The sequence below is a fragment of the Modicisalibacter sp. 'Wilcox' genome, assembly GCF_010993675.1.
Classification (GTDB): Bacteria; Pseudomonadota; Gammaproteobacteria; order Pseudomonadales; family Halomonadaceae; genus Modicisalibacter; species Modicisalibacter tunisiensis.
Genome location: NZ_WNXF01000009.1, coordinates 120,374 through 138,979, shown reverse-complemented (window position 1 = coordinate 138,979; position 18,606 = coordinate 120,374). Strand labels below are relative to the sequence as shown.

The following is an 18,606-nucleotide window of genomic DNA, read 5'->3' as shown; positions in this document are numbered from 1 at the left end:
TTCAGGGTGGCAGCCGGGGCGACCCCCGACCACTGTCGCGCCGTCCCGACAACCCGGGCCCGCGGCTGGCCAGACTGCATCTTTCCGGGCAGGCTGAGCGTAAGAAAGGACAGACACCCAACCTTCCGCTCAGCCCTCGACGCTCAGGAGCCCCTCGCGATGCCCCGCTTGCTCCCGGCCGGCCTCCGGCCCCTTCTCTCGCTCGTCCTGCTGCTCGTCGCCGGCGTCGCCCAGGCCTTCGCCCTCGACGACTGGTCGTCGGTGGAAGCCGAGGCACGCGGCCAGACCGTGTACTTCAATGCCTGGGGCGGTGATCCGGACGTCAACGCCTATCTCGACTGGGTCGCCGGGACGATGGCCGCACGTCACGGGGTCGACGTCGTCCACGTCAAGCTGGCCGATACCGCCGAGGCGGTGTCGCGGGTACTCGCCGAGAAGGCCGCCGGCAACACGGAGGCCGGCGCCATCGACCTGATCTGGCTCAACGGCGAGAACTTCGCCGCCATGAAGACGAACGGGTTGCTCTACGGCCCCTTCGCCCCGCGGCTGCCGCACTACGCGCTGACCGACCCCGCCGACCATCCGGCGGTCCGCGAGGACTTCACCCTGCCCACCGAGGGCTACGAGTCGCCGTGGGGCAAGGCGCAGCTGACCTTCTATCATGACAGCGCCCGCGTCGCCTCGCCGCCGCGCAGCATTCCGGCCCTGCTCGACTGGGCTCGGGCGCATCCGGGGCGCTTCACCTACCCGCTGCCGCCCGACTTCCTGGGCTCGAGCTTTCTCAAGCAGGCGCTGCTGGCGCTGGTCGACGACCGCACGCCCCTCTACCACCCGGTCGCGGAGGCCGACTTCGACGCGGTCACCGCACCGCTGTGGGACTATCTCGATCGCCTGCATCCCTATCTCTGGCGCCGGGGGCGCACCTTTCCGGCCAGCGACGCCACCCTGCGCCGGCTGATGGGCGACGGCGAGCTGAGCCTGGCCGTCACCTTCACGCCCTCCGCCCCCGCGGTGGCCGTGGCCGCCCATCGCCTGCCGCCCACCACGCGCAGCTACGTGCTCGACGGCGGCACCCTGGGCAACGTCCACTTCGTCGCCATCCCCTTCAACGCCGCCCACAAGGCCGGCGCGCTGGTGCTGGCCAACTTCCTGCTCTCGCCGCAGGCCCAGGCCCGCAAGCAGTCGCTCGATGGCTGGGGTGACGCCACGGTGCTGTCCCCGGAAGCGCTGAGCCCGGCCCAGCGCGCGGCCCTGGCCGACGACACCGACAACCCCGCCCGTCTGCCGGCCGACGCCCTGGCCCGCACGCTCGCCGAGCCGCATCCCAGCTGGACGCCGCGGCTCGAGGCCGCCTGGCAGGCCCGCTACGGCGCCCGATGACCGGCCACGCCGCCTGGACCCGGCTGGCCCGCTGGCTGACCGTCGGCCTGATCGGCCTGCCGGTCGTCGCCGGGCTTATCGGCGTGATCGCGCCGGCCTTCGGCTGGCTGCCGGCCCTCGGCGGCACCTCGCTGTCCCTGGCCCCCTGGCAGGCGCTCGCCCGGGAGCCCGGGCTGGCCGGGATGATCCGCCTGAGCGCGGTCACCGGGCTGGCCAGCACCCTGCTGTCGCTGGCCGCCGTGGTGCTGTTGCTCGGCGCCTGCCTGCAGACCCGGGTCATGGGGATGGTTCGCCGGCTGCTCTCGCCGCTGCTCGCGATACCGCATGCCGCCGCCGCCATCGGCCTGGCCTTCCTGCTCGCCCCGTCGGGGCTGGCCAGCCGGATGATGTCTCCCTGGCTCAGCGGCTGGCAGTACCCGCCGGACTACCTGTTTCCCCACGACCCCGGCGGGCTGGCGCTGATCCTCGGCCTGACGATCAAGGAGGTGCCCTTCCTGCTGCTGATGAGCCTGGCCGCCCTGCCGCAATGCCAGGCCGATGCGCGCCTGCGCGTCGCCCGCGGGCTCGGCTACCGCCCCGCGGCGGCGTTCTTCAAGGCCGTGCTGCCGGGGCTCTACCCGCTGCTGCGCCTGCCGGTCTACGCGGTGATCGCCTTCGCCACCGCCACGGTGGATGTGGCGCTGATCCTCGGGCCCTCGACGCCGCCGCCGCTGTCGGTGATGGTGCTGCGCTGGTTCCACGACCCGGACCTGAGCCTGCGCTTCATGGCCTCCGCCGCGGCGCTGACCCAGCTCGGCGTGACCCTGGCGGCGCTGGCCCTCTGGCGACTGCTGGAAATGGCGGTGATCCGGCTGTGTCGTGGCTGGCCGGCCAACGGGCAACGTTCCGCCGCCGAAGGGCTCACGCGGGTGCTGGGTGCGGGGCTGCCGGGCCTGATGCTGGTACTGCTGGCGGGCAGCCTGATCGGCCTGGTGCTGTGGTCGCTGGCGGGGTACTGGCGCTTCCCGGCCGTCGTTCCACCCCTGACCCTGGACAACTGGCGCGATGCCGCCGGCGCCTGGGCACCGCTGACCCGGGCCATCCTCATCGGCGCGGCGGCCACGGCCGTGGCGCTGGTGCTGGTGCTGGGCACGCTGGAGGCCGAGGCGCAACGCGGCGGACGCTGGCAGACCGCGCTGATCTACCTGCCGCTGCTGGTGCCCCAGAGCGCCTTCCTGTTCGGACTGGTACAGCTGCAGGCCGCCCATGGCCCGCCTCCCGGCCTCGGCGCGGTAATTGCCGGGCACACGCTCTTCGTGCTGCCCTATGTCTATCTGGTGCTCGCGGAAAGCTACCGGCGGCTCGACCCGCGCTGGTCACAACTGGCACGGAGCCTGGGCGCCTCGCCGGGACGGGTATTCCGGCGGGTACGCCTGCCGCTGCTCGCCGTGCCGCTGATGAGCGCCGCCGCCGTGGGCTTCGCGGTCAGCATCGGCCAGTACCTGCCTACCCTGCTGCTCGGCGCCGGGCGGGTGGCGACCATCACCACCGAGGCGGTGAGCCTGGCCAGCGGCGGCGATCGCCGCCTGACCGCCGTGCATGCCCTGCTGCAACTGCTGCTGCCGGCCGTCGGCTTCGCCCTGGCGCTGGGCCTGCCGCGCCTGCTGTTCCGCCATCGCACCGGCCTGGTGAGCCACTCATGACCGATCTGCCCGATACCGTCCTCGCGCCCGCGCCGCTGCTTCTCGAACGGCTGACCATTGACCTGGCGGGGCGCACGCTGGTGGCGCTCGACACCACCATCGCCCCCGGCGAGATCCTGACCGTGATGGGGCCTTCCGGCAGCGGCAAGTCGACCCTGCTGGCGGCCATCGCCGGCTTCCTCCCGGCGGCCTTCCGGCTGAGCGGCCATGTGCGACTCGGCGAGACCCTGCTCGACGACCTGCCTGCCGAACAGCGCCGGGTCGGGCTGCTGTTTCAGGACCCGCTGCTGTTTCCGCATCTCTCGGTCGGCGGCAATCTCGCCTTCGGCATGGCCCCCGGCGGGCGCCGCCGCGAGCGCCGCGACCGGGTCGATGCGGCCCTTGCACAGGCCGGACTGGAAGGCTATGCCGACCGCGACCCGGCCACCCTCTCGGGCGGCCAGAAGGCGCGGGTCGCGCTGCTGCGGGTGCTGCTCTCCAAGCCCCGGGCGATGCTGCTCGACGAGCCCTTCTCGAGCCTCGATGTCGCGTTGCGCGACGATTTGCGTCGGCGGCTCGTCGCCGAGATCGCCCGGCGCGGCCTGCCGGCCCTGCTGGTGACCCATGACCCCGCCGACGCCGAGGCCGCCGGCGGACGCGTCGTCACCCTGGGCGAAACCTGATCAGCCCAGGCGCTCGGCGAGTTCGTCGAGGGACGACACCGTCAGATCCGGCTCGCCGCCCCAGGTGTCGAACGGTGCCTCGGCGCTGCGCCGCACCCAGGCCGCATGCAGGCCGGCGTGCTTGGCGCCGATCACGTCGAAGGGGTTGCACGACACCAGCCAGGTCTCGTGGGCCGGCACCTCGAGCCGGTTGTGCAGGAAGGCGTAGACCGCCGGGTCGGGCTTGAAGCGCTTGACCTCCTCGACGCTGACGATGTCGTCGAACTGCCCGAGCACCCCGGCCTGGTCGAGCAGCCCCTCGACCGCCCGGCGGCTGCCGTTGGAGAACGCCACCCGCTTGAGGTTGAGCTCGGCCATGCGCGACAGGGCCGGCGCCACGTCGTCGAAGGCCGGCAGCCGCCCGTAGACGCCCATCAGCCGCTCCTTGTCGGTCTCGCCGAGGCGCGTGCCCATCGCCCGATCGACGAATTCCAGGGCGTCCCGGGTGCATTGCGAGAAGTCGGCGAAGGCGCCCATCAGGCCCCGCCGGAAGGCATATTCGAGCTGCTTGTCGCGCCAGCGCCGCGAGAATTCCACGGCCCTGTCGCCCAGGTGCTGGTGCAGGGACTCCACCACGCCGTGGGTGTCGATCAGGGTACCGTATACATCGAATGCCAGAACTCGTTTCATGCCGTGCTTCCTGTCACTGCGTTCGTGTCGCTTCAGACTGGTCGCTTTGGCGACCACCGACAAGTGCCCGTTGGCATATGACAAGCATGGGTAAACGCCGCACAATGGACCTTCCTGATCGACGACTGGAATGAGAGACCCACGATGGCGTTCAACGTGTATGTGGATGGGCAGGAAGGGACCACCGGCCTGCGCCTGCTCGACTATCTCGAGGCGCGCGACGATATCGAGCTGCTGCGCATCGACAGTGATCGGCGCAAGGACACCGCCGAACGGGCCCGACTGCTCAACGCCGCCGACGTGGCCTTCCTGTGCCTGCCGGACGAGGCCTCGCGCCAGGCGGTCGAACTGCTCGACAATCCCGATACCTGCCTGATCGATGCCAGCACCGCCTTTCGTACCGCCGAAGGCTGGACCTACGGCCTGCCCGAGCTGGTTCCCGGCCAGCGCGAGGCCATCCGGCGCAGCAAGCGCATCGCCAACCCCGGCTGTCATGCCAGTGCCCTCATCCTGCTGGTGCGCCCGCTGATCGAGGCCGGCCTGCTGCCCGCCGACTACCCGCTGTCGGCCTTCTCGCTGACCGGCTACAGCGGCGGCGGCAAGAAGCTGATCGCCGAGTACGAGGCCGCCGAACCCGGCCGCCTGGCGGCGCCGCGCCCCTATGCCATGACCCTGGCCCACAAGCACCTGCCGGAGATGCACCTGCACGGCGGCCTCGCCCAGGCGCCGGTCTTCACGCCCGTGGTGGGCCCCTTCCTCAAGGGACTCTCGGTCACCGTGCCACTGCACGTCGACCGCCTGGCCGCGGGCGCCGACGGTGCTGCGATCCACGACGCCTATGCCCGCCACTACGCGGGCGAGCCCTTCGTCAACGTCATGCCGCTGGCCGATGAGGCCAGCCTCGACCACGGCTTCTTCGAGGTGCAGGGCGCCAACGACACCAACCGCGTCGACCTGTTCGTCTACGGCGGCGAGGAACGCCTGGCGCTGGTCGCGCGGCTGGACAACCTGGGCAAGGGCGCGGCGGGCGCCGCGGTGCAGTGCATGAACATCCACCTCGGCCTGGACGAGGATACCGGCCTGAGCGTCGGCTGACCGAACACCGCCACCGGACACGACGACGCCCACCTCGGCCCGGGGTGGGCGTCGTCGCAATCAACCGGCGCCGGTGACGCCGAGTCAGTCGGCCAGACGCTGCAGGGCGAAGGCGGCAATCGCGGTATCCTGCACCCCGGTGCCGGTCAGGTCGCAGACGGTGATGCTGGCGTCCGAGACCCGCAGGCGTTGGTTCTCGGCAATCACCTGACCCAGCTCGTAGACCTTGAACGGCGCGCTGGCGTCGGACTCCCCGGGCTTGACGAAGGCCTTGAGCTCGCCGTTGGTCCGGCTCTGCGCGCGGGTATCGCAGACGAAGGCGTCGGCGCGAATCATCACCTCCTCGTCGAGCTCGCGCTTTTCCGGGCTGTCGGAGCCCATCGCGGTGACATGCACCCCCTCGGGCAGGTCCTGGGCGGTGAGAATCGGCTCGCGGGCCGGCGTGGTGGTGACGATGATGTCGGCCTGCGCGCAGGCCTCCCTGACCGAGTCGTGGACGTTGACGCTCAGCCCCTGCGCGCGCATGCGCTCGGCATAGGCCTCGGCGGACTCGCGATGCCGCGCCCAGACATCGACGGTATCGATGTCGCGGACCAGCTGCAGCGCGCGTACCTGCAGCTCGGCCTGCTCGCCGGCACCGAGCACGGCAACCCGACGGCTGGCCTCGCGCGACAGGTGCTTGGCGGCAATCGCGCCGGCCAGCGCGGTGCGCACGGCGGTCAGATAGCCTTCATCGAAGAGCACCGCGTCCACCAGCCCGGTCTTGGCGGAAAACACCATCATCAGCCCGTTGAGGCTCGGCAGGCCGATCTTGGGATTGTCGAAGAAGCCGGGGCTGACCTTGATGGCGAAGCGCTCGGCACCACGGATGTGCGCCGTCTTGACGTCCACCTCGCCGTTGGCCTCCTCGATCGCCATCGACAGGATCGGCGGCTGCACCACCTCGCCGCGCCCCAGGGCGGCGAAGCCGGCCTCCACGGCCGCCAGGGCCTCCCGGTCGAGCCTGACCGCGGCCTCGATGTCATCGCGCTGATAGAGCTCCATGGCACTCCTCCTCCATTGATGGTTGGCACGCTGGCTTGAAGCCTGCCCCGTAAAAGGCCAGCATCGTCAGCGAGGTTTGGCAAGCGCACGGGCCCGGTCGAAGGTTTCCAGCGCCACGCCGTTGCCCGAGACGATCAGCGCCACGGTCTGGCCGCGCACGTCCAGGCCATGCTCGTCGAGGGCCGCCAGCCCCACCGCCGCGGCACCTTCCACCAGCATCTTCTCGTCGGCCAGCAGGTCCACCATGGCCCGGGCGATGGCGGCCTCGGCAACCTGGTAGTGATCGTCCATGACCTCACGAACCAGCGCGAAGGTGCAGCGATTGTCCAGGCCGATACCGCCGCCCAGCGAATCGCCGAGGCTCTCGACTTCCTCGACATCGACCGGATGCCCGGCCTTGAGGCTCTCCCACATCGCCGCCCCCTGACTGAGGCTGACACCGGTGACCCGGGTGGCCGGACGAATGCCCTTGATCGCGGCGCCGATACCGCCCAGCAGCCCGCCGCCGGACAGGCCGACGATCACCCGATCCAGGTCGGGCTGATCCTCGAGCAGCTCCAGGCCGATGGTGCCCTGGCCGCTGGCGATCAGCGGGTCGTCGAAGGGCGGGATCAGCGTCATGCCTTCCTCGTCGACCAGCCGTGCCACCTCGCCGAAGGCTTCATCCTGGCTCCGGCCGACACGCCTGACCTCGGCGCCCAGCGCCTCGATGGCCCGCACCTTGTTGTCGGGTACCAGGTTCGACAGGCAGATGATCGCCGGCACGCCCAGCTTTGATGCCGCCAGCGCCACGGCACGCCCGTGGTTGCCGGTGGAGGCGGTGGTCACACCGCGCGACAGCGCCTCGGCGCCGTCCCGCTCGAGCAGGGCGCGGATCATGTTGGTCGCCCCACGCAGCTTGAAGGCCCCGCTGGGCTGGCAGTTTTCCAGCTTGAGAAAGACCTCGGCATCGAAACGCCGCGACAGGGCCTGAGAGCGGATCAGCGGGGTGCGCGTCACCTGCCCGGCAATGCGTGCCCGGGCCTGATAGAGCGAGGCCAGGGTGACGCCATGCGTCGGCTGCGTCATCGTTGACTCCTTGTTGAACGGCATGTGCCAGACAGGACGACGCCGCAAGGGGCTTGCGGCGTCGTCATCAACATCAGCGTATCAGTCGTCGGGGGATCGATCAGGCCCCGTCGCCCAGATCGCCGGACTTGGTCAGCTCGTCGGCGACCTTGTCCACGGCACGCCTGGCGCGGGCGACGATCTCGTCGACATCGTCACGGGTGGCGACCAGCGGCGGCGCGAAGCCGAGGATGTCGCCCTGCGGCATGGCACGGGCGATCAGGTTCTCCTCCAGGGCGGCGGCGCTGATGCGCGCCCCGACCTTCAGGGCCGGATCGAAGTGGGCGCGCTTGGCGGCCGCGGGCGAAAACTCCAGTGCCGCGAGCATGCCGACGCCACGCACGTTGCCGACGATCGGGTGCTCGCCGAAGGCGTCCTGCATCTTCTGCTGCAGGTAGGCGCCGGTCTCGGCGGCATTCTGGGTCAGCCCTTCGCGCTCGATGATCTCCAGGTTGGCCAGGCCGGCGGCACAGCCCAGCGCATGGCCGGAGTAGGTCCAGCCGTGGCCGATCGGGCCGAACTCGCCGGTGCCGTGCTCGAGCACCTGCCAGACCTTGTCGCCGACGATCACGCCGGAGAGCGGCTGATAGGCACTGGTCAGGCCCTTGGCGATGGTGATCAGGTCCGGCTTGATGCCGTACTGATGGCTGCCGAAGTTGCTGCCGATGCGACCGAAGCCACAGACCACCTCGTCGGCGATCAGCAGCACGTCGTACTTGGACAGCACGGTCTGGATCTCGTCCCAGTAGCCTTCCGGCGGCGGAACGATGCCCCCGGTGCCCAGCACCGGCTCGCCGATGAAGGCGGCGACGGTATCCGGCCCCTCGGCCAGGATCAGCTCCTCAAGCTTGGCGGCGCAATGCTTGGAGAATTCGCGCTCGCTCATGCCTTCCAGTTCGGGGGCACGATGGTAGTAGTACGGCGCCTCGGTGTGCAGGATGCCGGTCATCGGCAGGTCGAACTGATCGTGGAATGCCTTGAGGCCGGTCAGCGAACCGGTGGCCAGGCCGGAGCCGTGGTAGCCGCGCATCCGCGAGATGACCTTCTTCTTCTGCGGGCGGCCCAGCACGTTGTTGTAGTAACGCACGATCTTCAGCTGGGTCTCGTTGGCATCGCTGCCGCCGAGGCCGTAGTAGACCTTGGACATGCCCGGGCCGGCCAGCTCGAGGATCTTCTCGGACAGCGCGATCTGAGGCTCGTTGGAGTGCCCCACGTAGGTGTGGTAGTAGGCCAGCTCCAGCGCCTGCTTGTAGATGGCCTCGGCCACTTCGGTGCGGCCGTAGCCGATGTTGACGCAGTAAAGGCCGGCAAAGCCGTCGATGAACTCGCGGCCGTCCTTGTCGACGATGTTGATGCCCTTGCCACCGGTGATCACGCGACCCGGCGCATTGCCGTGGGCGAAGTCACGCAGGTGCGTGGATGCGTGGAAGGTGACCTTGCGATCGCGGTCGATCAGATCCTGATGGGTGGTCATGGCACTCTCCTGTGAAAATCAAAGTAAACGTCTTGCGTCGTTAAAAACGCGAAATACTCAAGCGCTCGGTATGTCAGGCCGCCTTGTTTCTGCCAGCAAGGCAAAACCGAGCGAGCGACGGCCACGGCAGGCGAGCCGACGGCGCGACAGCGCAGTGGACATCTCGTCCATGAGCATGGCGCGTCGGCGGCTCAACACCGCCTGGCCGAGCGCAGCCGGTTTTTCAGCTCCCTGAGACGGAACCGAGCCCGCCGAGGCAGTAGTACTTCGTCTCGAGATACTCCTCGATCCCCGCGGTGCCGCCCTCGCGGCCCAGGCCCGACTGCTTGACCCCGCCGAAGGGGATGGGCGGCCCGGTCATCTTCACGGTGTTGATCGCCACCATGCCGTTCTTCAGCGCGCGCATGATCTTCCAGATGCGCCGGATGTCATGGGTGAAGATGTAGGCGGAAAGCCCGTACTTGGTGTCGTTGGCCATCTCGATGACCTCGTCATCGGTGCTGTAGCGGGTGATGCCCGCCACCGGCGCGAAGTTCTCCTCGCGCCAGACCTTCATGTCCGCCGTGACCTCGGTCAGCAGGACGGGCATGAAGAAGTTCTCGCCCGGCGCGGCCGACTGGTCGCCGTGGACCAGCGTGGCGCCCCGGGACAGCGCGTCGTCGACGATCGCCGCGGCCTTGTCCACCGCACGGCGATGAATCAGCGGCCCCAGGTCGACCTCGCCGTCCAGGCCGTTGCCGACGGTGAAGGCCTGCATGCGCTCGGCGAAGTGCGCCACGAATTCGTCGTGCACGGACTCGTGAACCAGGATGCGGTTGGCGGCCAGGCAGTCCTGTCCGGCGGTCTGGAACTTGGCCGCCACGGCGGCGTAGGCCGCTTCCTTGGGATCGACGTCCGGGCCGACGATGAACGGCGCATTGCCGCCCAGCTCCAGCGAGACGCGCTTGACGGTACCGGCGCTCTGTTCGAGCAGCAGGCGGCCGACCGGCGTGGAGCCGGTGAACGACAGCGCCTTGACCCGCTCCTCCTTGCAGAGGACCTCGGAGACCATCGGTGCATCGCCGAGCACCACGTTGAACACCCCGGCCGGGATGCCGGCGCGCTCGGCCAGCTCGGCCAGCGCCAGGGCGGAGAACGGCGTCTCGCCGGCCGGCTTGACGACCACCGTGCAGCCCGCCGCCATGGCCGCGGCGGCCTTGCGGGTGATCATCGCCAGCGGGAAGTTCCACGGCGTGATCAGCGCGGCCACGCCCACCGGCTCCTTGAGGGTACCCAGGGCAGCATTGGGGATATGGCTGGGGATGGTCTGGCCGAAGGTGCGCTTGCCCTCCTCGGCGAACCAGCGGATGAAGCTCGCTCCGTACTCCACCTCGCCGCGCGCATCGGGCAACGGCTTGCCCTGCTCGCGGGTCATGATGTAAGCGAGATCCTCGCGATGGGCCTGCAGCAGGTCGTACCAGGCCAGCAGCCGCTCGCAGCGCTCGTCGGCGCGCAGCGCCCGCCACTGCACGAAGGCGGCATCCGCGGCGTCCACGGCGGCGCGGATCTGCTCCGGCTCGAGCAGCGGAATGTGGCCCAGCGTCTCGTTGGTCGCCGGGTCGATCACGGCCTCTTCGCGACCCGCGTCGCCATGGGTCCACTTGCCATCGATATAGGCGTACTGACGAAACAGGCGGGGATCGTCGAGTTTCATCCTGCACCTCCGCAGAAACGGAAAAACGGGTTCCGGGTATTGCTACCCGCTTGCTGCCCAGAGTAAGGGAGGCGGCGCTCGACGTGTTTCTGTTAGCCAGGGGGGAAAGGCGGTATTTTTTTGGAGATGTGGGGAAGAGTTGAGGTTTTTTCTCGCCGGCTCAGGAAAGCCGGCCGCTGAACAGCTCCAGGCTCCGTCCCCGGTGGCAACACACCAGGTTGAGCTCACAGGCCCGCGCCACCTCGACCGCCAGGGCAGACGGCAGCGACAGCGTGGCCAGGGTGGGAATGTGCGCGCGCACGGTCTTCTGCACCAGCTCCAGGCTGCAGCGGCTGGACACCAGCACCGCCTCGGGCGGGGTGCCGTTCAGCAGGCTCTCGCCGATCACCCGATCGAGGGCGTTGTGGCGGCCGATATCCTGCCCCTGCGTCATGACCTCGCCCCGGGCATCCAGCCCCAGGGCGGTGTGCTGGCCCCGGCAATGCCGTGCCTCGAGCGCCGCCAGACCCTGGCGCAGGGCCTCGCCGGAGAGTACCGGGTGCGGCGGCAGACGGGTCAGCCCGGCCATCACCTCGGCCTCCTCGAGGGCACCGCAGGCACCGCAGCTGGAGACCGAGGCCTCGCGCGGGGCGCGCCGTGCCGCCTGTCGCGCCAGCCGCGCCGGGACCCCCAGGCGCACCCGCAGGCCATGGCGCAGCCGCGAGACCGTGATGTCCGCGACCTGATCGCGACGGGTGATCCAGCCGGCGGTAAAGGCGTGGCCGATCGCCAGCGGCTCGAGCGACTCGGGGGTGGCCAGCAGCGTGGCCACCGCCTCGTCGTTGAGCGCCAGGGTGATGGGCATTTCACGGGGGCCGTCGAGATCGCGCAACGGTCGATCGCGCCGGTCGGTGTACTCCTCGACCGGCGCCGGGGAGGCAGGCGGCATGTTCATGGGCATAGCGTAATCACCCCGGCGAGCGACGCCAAGTCGCCGCCGGTCGATCGCGGCGCCACGAACTCAGTCGGCATCGATGGTGAGGGGCGGCGCTTCATCCTTGACGGTCTTGGTGACGATATAGGTGAAGTAGCGCTCGATGCCCAGATCGGACATCAGCCAGTGGTCGATCAGGCGCTGGTAGGCGTCGACGGTGTCCGCCTCCACCTTGACCAGGTAGTCGACGCCGCCGCCCACCGCGACGCACTCGGTGACCAGCGGCTCCTCGCGCATGGCCTTCTCGAAGCGCTGGAAGCTCTCGGCATTGTGGGCCTTGAGCTCGATCTGCACCCACACCGGGGTGCGCCTGAGGAGCACGCGCGGGTTGATGCGTGCCGAGTAGCCCTCGATGACACCGGCCTTCTCGAGCCGGCGCACCCGCTCCCAGCAGGGGCTGACCGACAGATTGATCGCTTCGGCCAGGCGCGACTTGGTGATGCGGCCGTCCCTGGCCAGGATGTCGAGGATCTTGAGGTCGTATCGGTCGAGCTTCATGCCGGTCCACTGTCGGGCCGGCCGCCGCCATCGGCGGCCGGGACGCTTGCCTGGGCTGGGTTCAGCCGTCGAGAGAGTCCACCACCTCGGCGATCACCGCGATGGTGTCGCCCATGTTGACCTGCGCCGGGAAGCGCCGGGCCACCAGCAGGCCGTCGCGCTCGGCGCGATAGGTCACGGGCTCGGCGCCGGTACGGGTCATGTCGTAGACGCGGGCGATGACCTGTCCCGTCTCCACCCGGTCGCCCAGGCTCACGGTGAGCTCGAGCAGCCCGGTGTGCTCGCTCTGCACGTAGCAGGAGGCATCGGGCATGTCGACGTAGACCTGCGGCTCGGCAGGCGTTTCCAGCTCGCCGTCGACCAGGCCATAGTGGATCAGGAAGTTGCGCACGCCGCGCTCGGTGATCGCCATGCGCTCCGGCGTGGTGGTGCCGCCGCCGCCGAGCTCGGTGGCGACGAAGATCTTGCCCTGGCTTTCCACCGCCGTGTCGTACAGCTTGGCGGCATCCAGCTCGAACATCATCATCGCCGTGGGGGCACCGAAGGCCTTGGCACCGGCCAGCGCCTGGCGCTGCTGGTCCTTGTCCTCCAGATGGTGCGAGGCGGCGAACGGCACGATGTCCAGGGTTCGGCCGCCGGAGTGCAGATCCAGCGCCACATCGATCATCGGCACCAGATAGCGCGTGAAGTAGTCGGCGATCTGCTCGGTGACACTGCCGTCCGGGTTGCCGGGGAAGCTGCGGTTGAGGTTGCCGCCGTCCATCGGCGAGGTCCGGCGACCGGCCTGAGCCGCCGGCACGTTCATCATCGGCACGATGATCACCCGGCCGTGCACGTCCTCGGCCCTGAGCGTGCCGGCCAGCTTCATCAGCGCGGTGATGCCCTCGTACTCGTCGCCGTGATTGCCCCCGGTGAGCAGCGCCGTGGGGCCCTCGCCGTTGGCGACCACGGTGATCGGGATCATCACCGCGCCCCAGGCCGACTCGTCGTTGGAGATCGGCAGCTTGAGAAAACCATGCTGGACACCGTCGGCCTCGAAGTCGACGGTCGCGGAGATCGGACTCGGCCGCAGGTCGCGGGCTCGCTGGGTCATGATGCCACTCCTTGCTTGACGAACAGCGGACTTACTTGACGAACAGCTGGCGCGGGAAGTTGGCCAGCGGTTCGGCGCCGTTTTCGGTGATCAGGATGCTTTCGGTGATCTCGAGGCCCCAGTCGTCCATCCACATGCCGGGCATGAAGTGGAAGGTCATGCCCGGTTGGAGAATCGTCTCGTCGGAGGGACGCAGGCTCATGGTCCGCTCGCCCCAGTCCGGCGGATAGCTGATGCCGATCGGATAGCCGCAGCGCGCGCCGCCGCGGTCGAAGCCGTACTTGTCCATCGCGGCGCCCAGCGCCATGGCGATGTCGGCGCAGCGATTGCCCGGCTTCGCCACGGCCAGGCCGTTCTCGATGCCCTCGAGCAGGGCCGACTCGCCGCGCACGAACTCCTTGGGCGGCTTGCCGAGGAACACGGTACGCGACAACGGCGCATGATAGCGCTTGAAGCAGCCGGCGATCTCGAAGAAGGTCCCCTCGCCCTCGCGGAACGGCGTGTCGTCCCAGGTGAGGTGCGGTGCCGCGGCATCGGAGCCGGTCGGCAGCAGCGGCACGATCGCCGGATAGTCGCCGCCGTACACCTTGCCGTCGGCATCGGTCCAGCCCTCGATGCCCACGCGGTAGATCTCCGAGACCAGCTTGCTCTTGGCCAGCCCCGGCTCGATCATCTCGAGGATCCGCGAATGCATGCCCTCGACGATGCGCGCCGCGACGCGCATGTACTCGATTTCCTGGGACGACTTGATCGCCCGGCACCAGTTGACCAGCGAATTGGCGTCCTGGAAGCGGGCGTGCGGCAATTCACGGGTCAGGCTGGCGTAGGCCTTGGCGGAGAAGTAGTAGTTGTCCATCTCCACGCCGACGGCGCCTTCGTGCCAGCCGCGATCGGGCATGATCGACTGGGCCAGGTACTCCATCGGGTGCATGTCCGGATTCTGGACGTAGTAATCCGGATAGTAGGTGATGTTCTCGGGGTCCATCCAGCAGGTACGCAGCGCCCCGTTGCTGTCCTGCCGTCGCCCGTACCACACCGGCTCGCCCTCGAGTCCGAGCAGCACGCACTGATGCACGTAGAACGACCAGCCGTCGTAGCCGGTCAACCAGGCCATGTTGGAGGGGTCGCTGATGATCATCACGTCGATGCCGCGGCTGGCCATCGACTGACGCACCTTCCAGAGGCGCTGGGCATATTCCTCACGGGTGAAAGGCAGGGAAACCTGGATCATGTGCCTCGTTCCAAAACACGAAATCGCCAGAACCGACCCTCCGGCGGGAGTACGGGGGTGTCGGGCCGTCAAGGGGACGCTGAAACAGCTGTTTGGCAACCCACATTGTCATGACAACGGGACCTTGAAATCATGACAATTACCTGCCAATGTCCTGCCGCTGATACTAGCACCAACGTAGAGCCAGCCGTCAAAGGCTTTATTGAATCATGACAATTGATCTGACGCCCTACCTGTCATCACAGGGTCCGAAGTACCTGGCCATCGCCCGGGCGCTGTCCGAGGCGATCCGCCAGGGCGAGCTGACCCCCGGCACGCGGCTGCCCCCGCACCGGCAGCTGGCCGATGCCCTGGGCGTCAGCGTCCAGACCGTCTCGCGCGCCTATGCCCAGGCCGAGAAGATGGGGCTGGTCCAGGCCCGGGTGGGCAGCGGCACCTGGATCAACACCCTCGACGACAATCGCGAGGCGGAATACCTGCGCACCGGCGAGCCGCGCACCGAATCCGCGCTGATCGACCTGTCGATCGCCCACCCGGTCTGCCCGCCGACTCACCACCTGCGCTTTCGCGAGACGCTCGCCGCCCTCGCCGAACAGGCCTCGCCGGAGGTGATCTCCGCCAGCCGACCGATCGCCGGGCTGTCCTACCAGCGCGAGCGCGCCGGGTACTGGCTGCGCGACCGGCTGGGCGTGCCCGGCGACGTGGAGGAACGCATTCTCTGCAACGGCGCCTCCCACGGGCTGATGCTGGCCATCGCCACCGTGGTCCAGCATGGCGACCTGGTGCTGACCGAGGCCCTGACCGACCACGGCCTGATCGCCCTGTCGCGGACCCTGGGCTTTCAGCTGCGCGGGGTCGCCATCGACGACGAGGGCGTGATGCCCGACGCCCTCGATACCGCCTGCCGTCGCTTCCGCCCGCGGGCCGTGTGCCTGACGCCGACTCAGCTCAACCCCACCGGCGCGACCCTGAGCGAAGCGCGCCGCGACGCCATCGCCGAGGTGCTGAGCCGTCACGGCGTGTGGTTGATCGAGGATGACGTCCACGCCCTTCTCGAGTCGCCGGGCCTGACACCGCTGACGGCCCGGCTGCCGCGCCAGAGCTTTCATGTCACCAGCCTCACCAAGGCCACCGTGCCGGGGCTGCGCGCCGGCTATCTCACGGTGCCCCGGGGCCAGCTGCATCACGCCCTGCCCCGCCTGCGCGCCACCACCTGGATGGCCACCCCGCTGATTCTCGAGATCGCCGATGCCTGGCTGGCCGACGGCACCGTCGAGGCACTGGCCGGCGAGCAGCGCGAGCTGCTCGCCGAGCGCCAGCAGCTCGCGGCACGGCGGCTCGACGGTCACGTCTTCGCCTCGCGCGCATCAAGCCTGCACGTCTGGCTGACCCTGCCCGATGCCTGGCGGGCGGAGGAGCTGCGCCAGCAGGCCGAGCAGGAAGGCGTGGCGATCACCGCCTCGCAGCCGTTCATGGTCGAACAGACCCCCGCCCCGCGGCGTGTGCGCCTGAGCCTGGGCGCCGAGCCCGACCCGGAGCGCCTCGACCGCGGCCTGGAGCTGGTCGCCCGCTTGCTCAACGAGGCGCCGCCGCCCATGCTGGAGATCGTCTACTGAGTTGCCGGACACCGGCGGACACGGCAAGGAGAGAACAGAGAATGCGCGTACTGGTTCACATCGACGAGGCCGACACCTGGCGCGAGGCGCTGGCCCGCCGCCTGCCCGACGCCGAGATCGTCACCAGCGACGACCCCGGCGACGCCCCCGCCGACTACCTGGCGGTGTGGAAGCCGCCCGCCTCGCTGTTCGAGGGCCAGACGCGCCTCAAGGGCATCATCAACCTGGGCGCCGGTGTCGATGCGCTGCTCGCCAACCCGGGCCTGCCCCGCGACGTGCCCGTCGTCAAGCTGCGCGATGCCGGCATGGCACCGCTGATGGCCGACTATGTGCGCTTCGGGGTGGTCTATTTCCAGCGCGACTTCGACCGCTACTTCGCCCAGCAGGGCCACGCCACCTGGCATGAACAGCCGCTGACCGACAAGGCCGACTGGCCGGTGGGCGTGCTGGGCCTGGGCGCGATCGGCGCCCACGTTGCCCGGGTGCTGGCCGACGACGGCTTTCCGGTGCACGGCTGGAGCCGCTCGGCCAGGTCGCTCGACGGCGTGACCTGCCACCACGGCGAGGCCGGCCTGCCCGAGCTGCTGGGCCGCGTGCGCACCCTGGTCACCCTGCTGCCCGACACCGACAGCACCCGTGGCCTCATCGACGCGAAGACGCTGTCGCGGCTGCCCGAGGGCGCGACGCTGATCAATCCCGGGCGCGGCAGCCTGATCGACACGGCGGCGCTGCTCGATGCCCTCGGCCCCGGCGAGCAGGAGGGCCATCTGCGCGGTGCCCTGCTCGACGCCTTCACCGAGGAGCCCCTGCCCCGCGACAATCCGCTGTGGGCCCACCCGCGCGTGCGCATCACCCCGCACATGGCCGCGCCGACCCCGGTACGCGACGCCGCCGACCAGGTCGCCGAGCTGATCCGCGCGCTGGACAACGGCGAGGACGTCGAGACCATCGATCCCCGGGCCGGCTATTGAAGGCGCCCTACAATGGCTCCCGGGTCACCTCCAGCACACGGCCATCCACCGTGCGCTGGAGCTTGTCCTCGATCTCCTGACACAGTGCCTCCACCCGGCGGCCGTCGATACCGGCCACCACGAAGGTCCATTCGCTCGTCTCCAGGCGATCGAGGGCGCCGCTTTCACACACCGCCACCGCGGGGTTGCGCCCGAAACGCTCGTGCAGGCCGCCCATGCGCTGGCGCTTTTCCTTGAGTGAGCGACAGCCCGGCAACGACATCTCGACGGTCATCACGACGATGTGCATGACGCCTCCGTGTATCGGGCATCCCCGGGTCCGCCCGCGATCAGTGCACGACATCCTCGTAGATCAGCCGCGTCGCCGCGAAGCGATTGAGCAGCCGGTGGACCAGATAGGCCGCCAGCAGGGCCGCGAGCATGCCCACGCAGATCGAGCTGACGCGATAGAGGGCACTGTAGACCAGGTCCTGGCCGGGAGACAGGTACTGGCCGAACAGGATGCCCACCGTGGTCATGCCGCCGAAGCCCGCCCCCGAACCCACTCCCTCCTTGAGGTGCTCGCGGGCGAACAGCATCACGCCGATCCACAGCGGCAGCACGACCAGCCACAGGTTGCCGGAGTGGTTGTAGAGGACCAGCTGCACCAGCAGGCCGTAGCTGCAGCCCAGCAGCACCCCGGTCGCGCGATGCCGGGCCGCCACCACCGCGCCCCGGAAGGTCAGCGGGAACAGGATCAGGATGGTCGCCACCTGGGCGGACAGCGAGTCGCGCAGGTCGAAGACCTGGAAGACCACGAACGACAGCGTCGCCACGCTGGCGCCGAGCAGGGTCTCGTGACGCTGGCGCGCCAGGGACTTATCGCGCCGCGGCGGCCGCCCCCGCGGTTCGGCATCGGGGATCAGCACGTAGGCCACCGCGGCCAGGGCGAGCGTCAGGCTGCTGGCGATCAGGTTGCTGGCCAGCAGGTCGTGCAGGTTGGTGGCAGGATAACTGGCGAAGTGGAACATCACGCTCAGGCTGACCACGCCCTGGGCGCCGAACAGGAACAGCGGCCCGCCGCTCATCAGACGGAAACGCCCGGCGAACAGGATGAAGGCCAGCCCCGTCATGATCACCGGCAGGTGGCCGAACAGCCCGGCGATCAGCGCCACCTCCACGGTGTTGATCAGCGCACTGCCCAGGAACTGGCGAATCACGTGGCCGTTGAGCGTCGGCACCAGGGCCAGCAGCAGCATGGGATAGACGGTGAAGAAGACCCCGTAGTGCCAGTCGAACAGGCTGGAGACGACGAAGCCCAGGGTGCTGCCGAAGGCGACGCGCAGGCACTGGCGAACGTCATTGGTGTCGAGTTCCTTGAGGGGATGCACCGGCCCTGGCCGCCGCTTCCCGTTGCTCGGCCTCCCTCGACCGTTCAC

Annotated in this window: 17 protein-coding genes; 6 read left to right on the top strand and 11 right to left on the bottom strand. The window is 69.3% G+C overall.

What is annotated here, in order from left to right:
- Positions 1-159 precede the first annotated feature (159 nt).
- The 3 genes from G7A98_RS10275 to G7A98_RS10265 are packed head-to-tail and all read left to right on the top strand — an operon-like array spanning position 160 to position 3,724.
- Positions 160-1,380 carry an ABC transporter substrate-binding protein gene (locus tag G7A98_RS10275; protein WP_163649572.1) on the top strand — a complete coding sequence of 407 codons (1,221 nt, stop codon included), beginning with the start codon at positions 160-162 and terminating at the stop codon, positions 1,378-1,380.
- A complete protein-coding gene (locus G7A98_RS10270) occupies positions 1,377-3,062 on the top strand; it encodes an ABC transporter permease subunit (RefSeq protein ID WP_163649571.1) in 1,686 nt (561 codons plus the stop codon). The genes G7A98_RS10275 and G7A98_RS10270 overlap by 4 nt, the downstream gene beginning before the upstream one ends.
- Positions 3,059-3,724, top strand: a complete 666-nt coding sequence (locus G7A98_RS10265; RefSeq protein WP_163649570.1) for an ATP-binding cassette domain-containing protein — start codon at positions 3,059-3,061, stop codon at positions 3,722-3,724. The genes G7A98_RS10270 and G7A98_RS10265 overlap by 4 nt, the downstream gene beginning before the upstream one ends.
- Here G7A98_RS10265 and G7A98_RS10260 read toward each other — a convergent pair whose 3' ends face one another.
- On the bottom strand, positions 3,725-4,393 hold the full coding sequence (locus G7A98_RS10260; protein ID WP_163649569.1) for a haloacid dehalogenase type II: 669 nt from the start codon (positions 4,391-4,393) through the stop codon (positions 3,725-3,727).
- A gap of 144 nt (positions 4,394-4,537) precedes the next feature.
- On the opposite strand from G7A98_RS10260, the gene argC reads away from it, so the two are divergent.
- Positions 4,538-5,488: an N-acetyl-gamma-glutamyl-phosphate reductase gene (gene argC, locus G7A98_RS10255; RefSeq protein WP_163649568.1), complete on the top strand. Its 951-nt coding sequence runs from the start codon at positions 4,538-4,540 to the stop codon at positions 5,486-5,488.
- 84 nt (positions 5,489-5,572) lie between these two features.
- Here argC and G7A98_RS10250 read toward each other — a convergent pair whose 3' ends face one another.
- The 8 genes from G7A98_RS10250 to doeA form a co-directional block, all read right to left on the bottom strand.
- The gene (locus G7A98_RS10250; protein WP_163649567.1) at positions 5,573-6,532 is read right to left on the bottom strand and encodes a cyclodeaminase; all 960 of its coding nucleotides are present in this window, start codon (positions 6,530-6,532) and stop codon (positions 5,573-5,575) included.
- A 66-nt stretch (positions 6,533-6,598) separates the two neighbouring features.
- Positions 6,599-7,600 (bottom strand): hydroxyectoine utilization dehydratase EutB, encoded by a 1,002-nt coding sequence (gene eutB, locus G7A98_RS10245; protein WP_163649566.1) that lies wholly within the window; start codon positions 7,598-7,600, stop codon positions 6,599-6,601.
- Between the two features lie 100 nt (positions 7,601-7,700).
- Positions 7,701-9,113, bottom strand: a complete 1,413-nt coding sequence (locus G7A98_RS10240) for an aminotransferase (protein ID WP_163649565.1) — start codon at positions 9,111-9,113, stop codon at positions 7,701-7,703.
- 223 nt (positions 9,114-9,336) lie between these two features.
- Positions 9,337-10,806 carry an NAD-dependent succinate-semialdehyde dehydrogenase gene (locus tag G7A98_RS10235; protein WP_163649564.1) on the bottom strand — a complete coding sequence of 490 codons (1,470 nt, stop codon included), beginning with the start codon at positions 10,804-10,806 and terminating at the stop codon, positions 9,337-9,339.
- Positions 10,807-10,966: 160 nt separating this feature from the next.
- Positions 10,967-11,740, bottom strand: coding sequence for a formate dehydrogenase accessory sulfurtransferase FdhD (locus G7A98_RS10230; protein ID WP_240464728.1), 774 nt, complete (start codon positions 11,738-11,740; stop codon positions 10,967-10,969).
- Between the two features lie 66 nt (positions 11,741-11,806).
- On the bottom strand, positions 11,807-12,277 hold the full coding sequence (locus G7A98_RS10225) for an Lrp/AsnC family transcriptional regulator (protein ID WP_163649562.1): 471 nt from the start codon (positions 12,275-12,277) through the stop codon (positions 11,807-11,809).
- 61 nt (positions 12,278-12,338) lie between these two features.
- Positions 12,339-13,370 (bottom strand): N(2)-acetyl-L-2,4-diaminobutanoate deacetylase DoeB, encoded by a 1,032-nt coding sequence (gene doeB, locus G7A98_RS10220; RefSeq protein ID WP_163649561.1) that lies wholly within the window; start codon positions 13,368-13,370, stop codon positions 12,339-12,341.
- 31 nt (positions 13,371-13,401) lie between these two features.
- Complete coding sequence (doeA, locus tag G7A98_RS10215) at positions 13,402-14,601, bottom strand: ectoine hydrolase DoeA (protein ID WP_163649560.1); 1,200 nt, start codon at positions 14,599-14,601, stop codon at positions 13,402-13,404.
- 209 nt (positions 14,602-14,810) lie between these two features.
- Between doeA and G7A98_RS10210 the strand changes: the two genes are divergently transcribed.
- Both G7A98_RS10210 and G7A98_RS10205 read left to right on the top strand, forming a co-directional pair.
- A complete protein-coding gene (locus G7A98_RS10210; RefSeq protein WP_163649559.1) occupies positions 14,811-16,217 on the top strand; it encodes a PLP-dependent aminotransferase family protein in 1,407 nt (468 codons plus the stop codon).
- A gap of 41 nt (positions 16,218-16,258) precedes the next feature.
- A complete protein-coding gene (locus G7A98_RS10205) occupies positions 16,259-17,188 on the top strand; it encodes a glyoxylate/hydroxypyruvate reductase A (protein ID WP_163649558.1) in 930 nt (309 codons plus the stop codon).
- Positions 17,189-17,195: 7 nt separating this feature from the next.
- On the opposite strand, the gene G7A98_RS10200 is transcribed toward G7A98_RS10205, so the two are convergent.
- Positions 17,196-17,477, bottom strand: coding sequence for a DUF503 domain-containing protein (locus G7A98_RS10200; RefSeq protein WP_163649557.1), 282 nt, complete (start codon positions 17,475-17,477; stop codon positions 17,196-17,198).
- 40 nt (positions 17,478-17,517) lie between these two features.
- Positions 17,518-18,558, bottom strand: coding sequence for a DUF2955 domain-containing protein (locus G7A98_RS10195; RefSeq protein ID WP_224421521.1), 1,041 nt, complete (start codon positions 18,556-18,558; stop codon positions 17,518-17,520).
- Positions 18,559-18,606 lie beyond the last annotated feature (48 nt).

Bases quoted from the DNA above. Each gene is read 5' to 3' on its own strand.
- G7A98_RS10275 (WP_163649572.1), top strand. From the start codon at position 160: ATGCCCCGCTTGCTCCCGGCCGGCCTCCGGCCCCTTCTCTCGCTCGTC.
- G7A98_RS10270 (WP_163649571.1), top strand. From the start codon at position 1,377: ATGACCGGCCACGCCGCCTGGACCCGGCTGGCCCGCTGGCTGACCGTC.
- G7A98_RS10265 (WP_163649570.1), top strand. From the start codon at position 3,059: ATGACCGATCTGCCCGATACCGTCCTCGCGCCCGCGCCGCTGCTTCTC.
- G7A98_RS10260 (WP_163649569.1), bottom strand. From the start codon at position 4,393: ATGAAACGAGTTCTGGCATTCGATGTATACGGTACCCTGATCGACACC.
- argC (WP_163649568.1), top strand. From the start codon at position 4,538: ATGGCGTTCAACGTGTATGTGGATGGGCAGGAAGGGACCACCGGCCTG.
- G7A98_RS10250 (WP_163649567.1), bottom strand. From the start codon at position 6,532: ATGGAGCTCTATCAGCGCGATGACATCGAGGCCGCGGTCAGGCTCGAC.
- eutB (WP_163649566.1), bottom strand. From the start codon at position 7,600: ATGACGCAGCCGACGCATGGCGTCACCCTGGCCTCGCTCTATCAGGCC.
- G7A98_RS10240 (WP_163649565.1), bottom strand. From the start codon at position 9,113: ATGACCACCCATCAGGATCTGATCGACCGCGATCGCAAGGTCACCTTC.
- G7A98_RS10235 (WP_163649564.1), bottom strand. From the start codon at position 10,806: ATGAAACTCGACGATCCCCGCCTGTTTCGTCAGTACGCCTATATCGAT.
- G7A98_RS10230 (WP_240464728.1), bottom strand. From the start codon at position 11,740: ATGAACATGCCGCCTGCCTCCCCGGCGCCGGTCGAGGAGTACACCGAC.
- G7A98_RS10225 (WP_163649562.1), bottom strand. From the start codon at position 12,277: ATGAAGCTCGACCGATACGACCTCAAGATCCTCGACATCCTGGCCAGG.
- doeB (WP_163649561.1), bottom strand. From the start codon at position 13,370: ATGACCCAGCGAGCCCGCGACCTGCGGCCGAGTCCGATCTCCGCGACC.
- doeA (WP_163649560.1), bottom strand. From the start codon at position 14,601: ATGATCCAGGTTTCCCTGCCTTTCACCCGTGAGGAATATGCCCAGCGC.
- G7A98_RS10210 (WP_163649559.1), top strand. From the start codon at position 14,811: ATGACAATTGATCTGACGCCCTACCTGTCATCACAGGGTCCGAAGTAC.
- G7A98_RS10205 (WP_163649558.1), top strand. From the start codon at position 16,259: ATGCGCGTACTGGTTCACATCGACGAGGCCGACACCTGGCGCGAGGCG.
- G7A98_RS10200 (WP_163649557.1), bottom strand. From the start codon at position 17,477: ATGCACATCGTCGTGATGACCGTCGAGATGTCGTTGCCGGGCTGTCGC.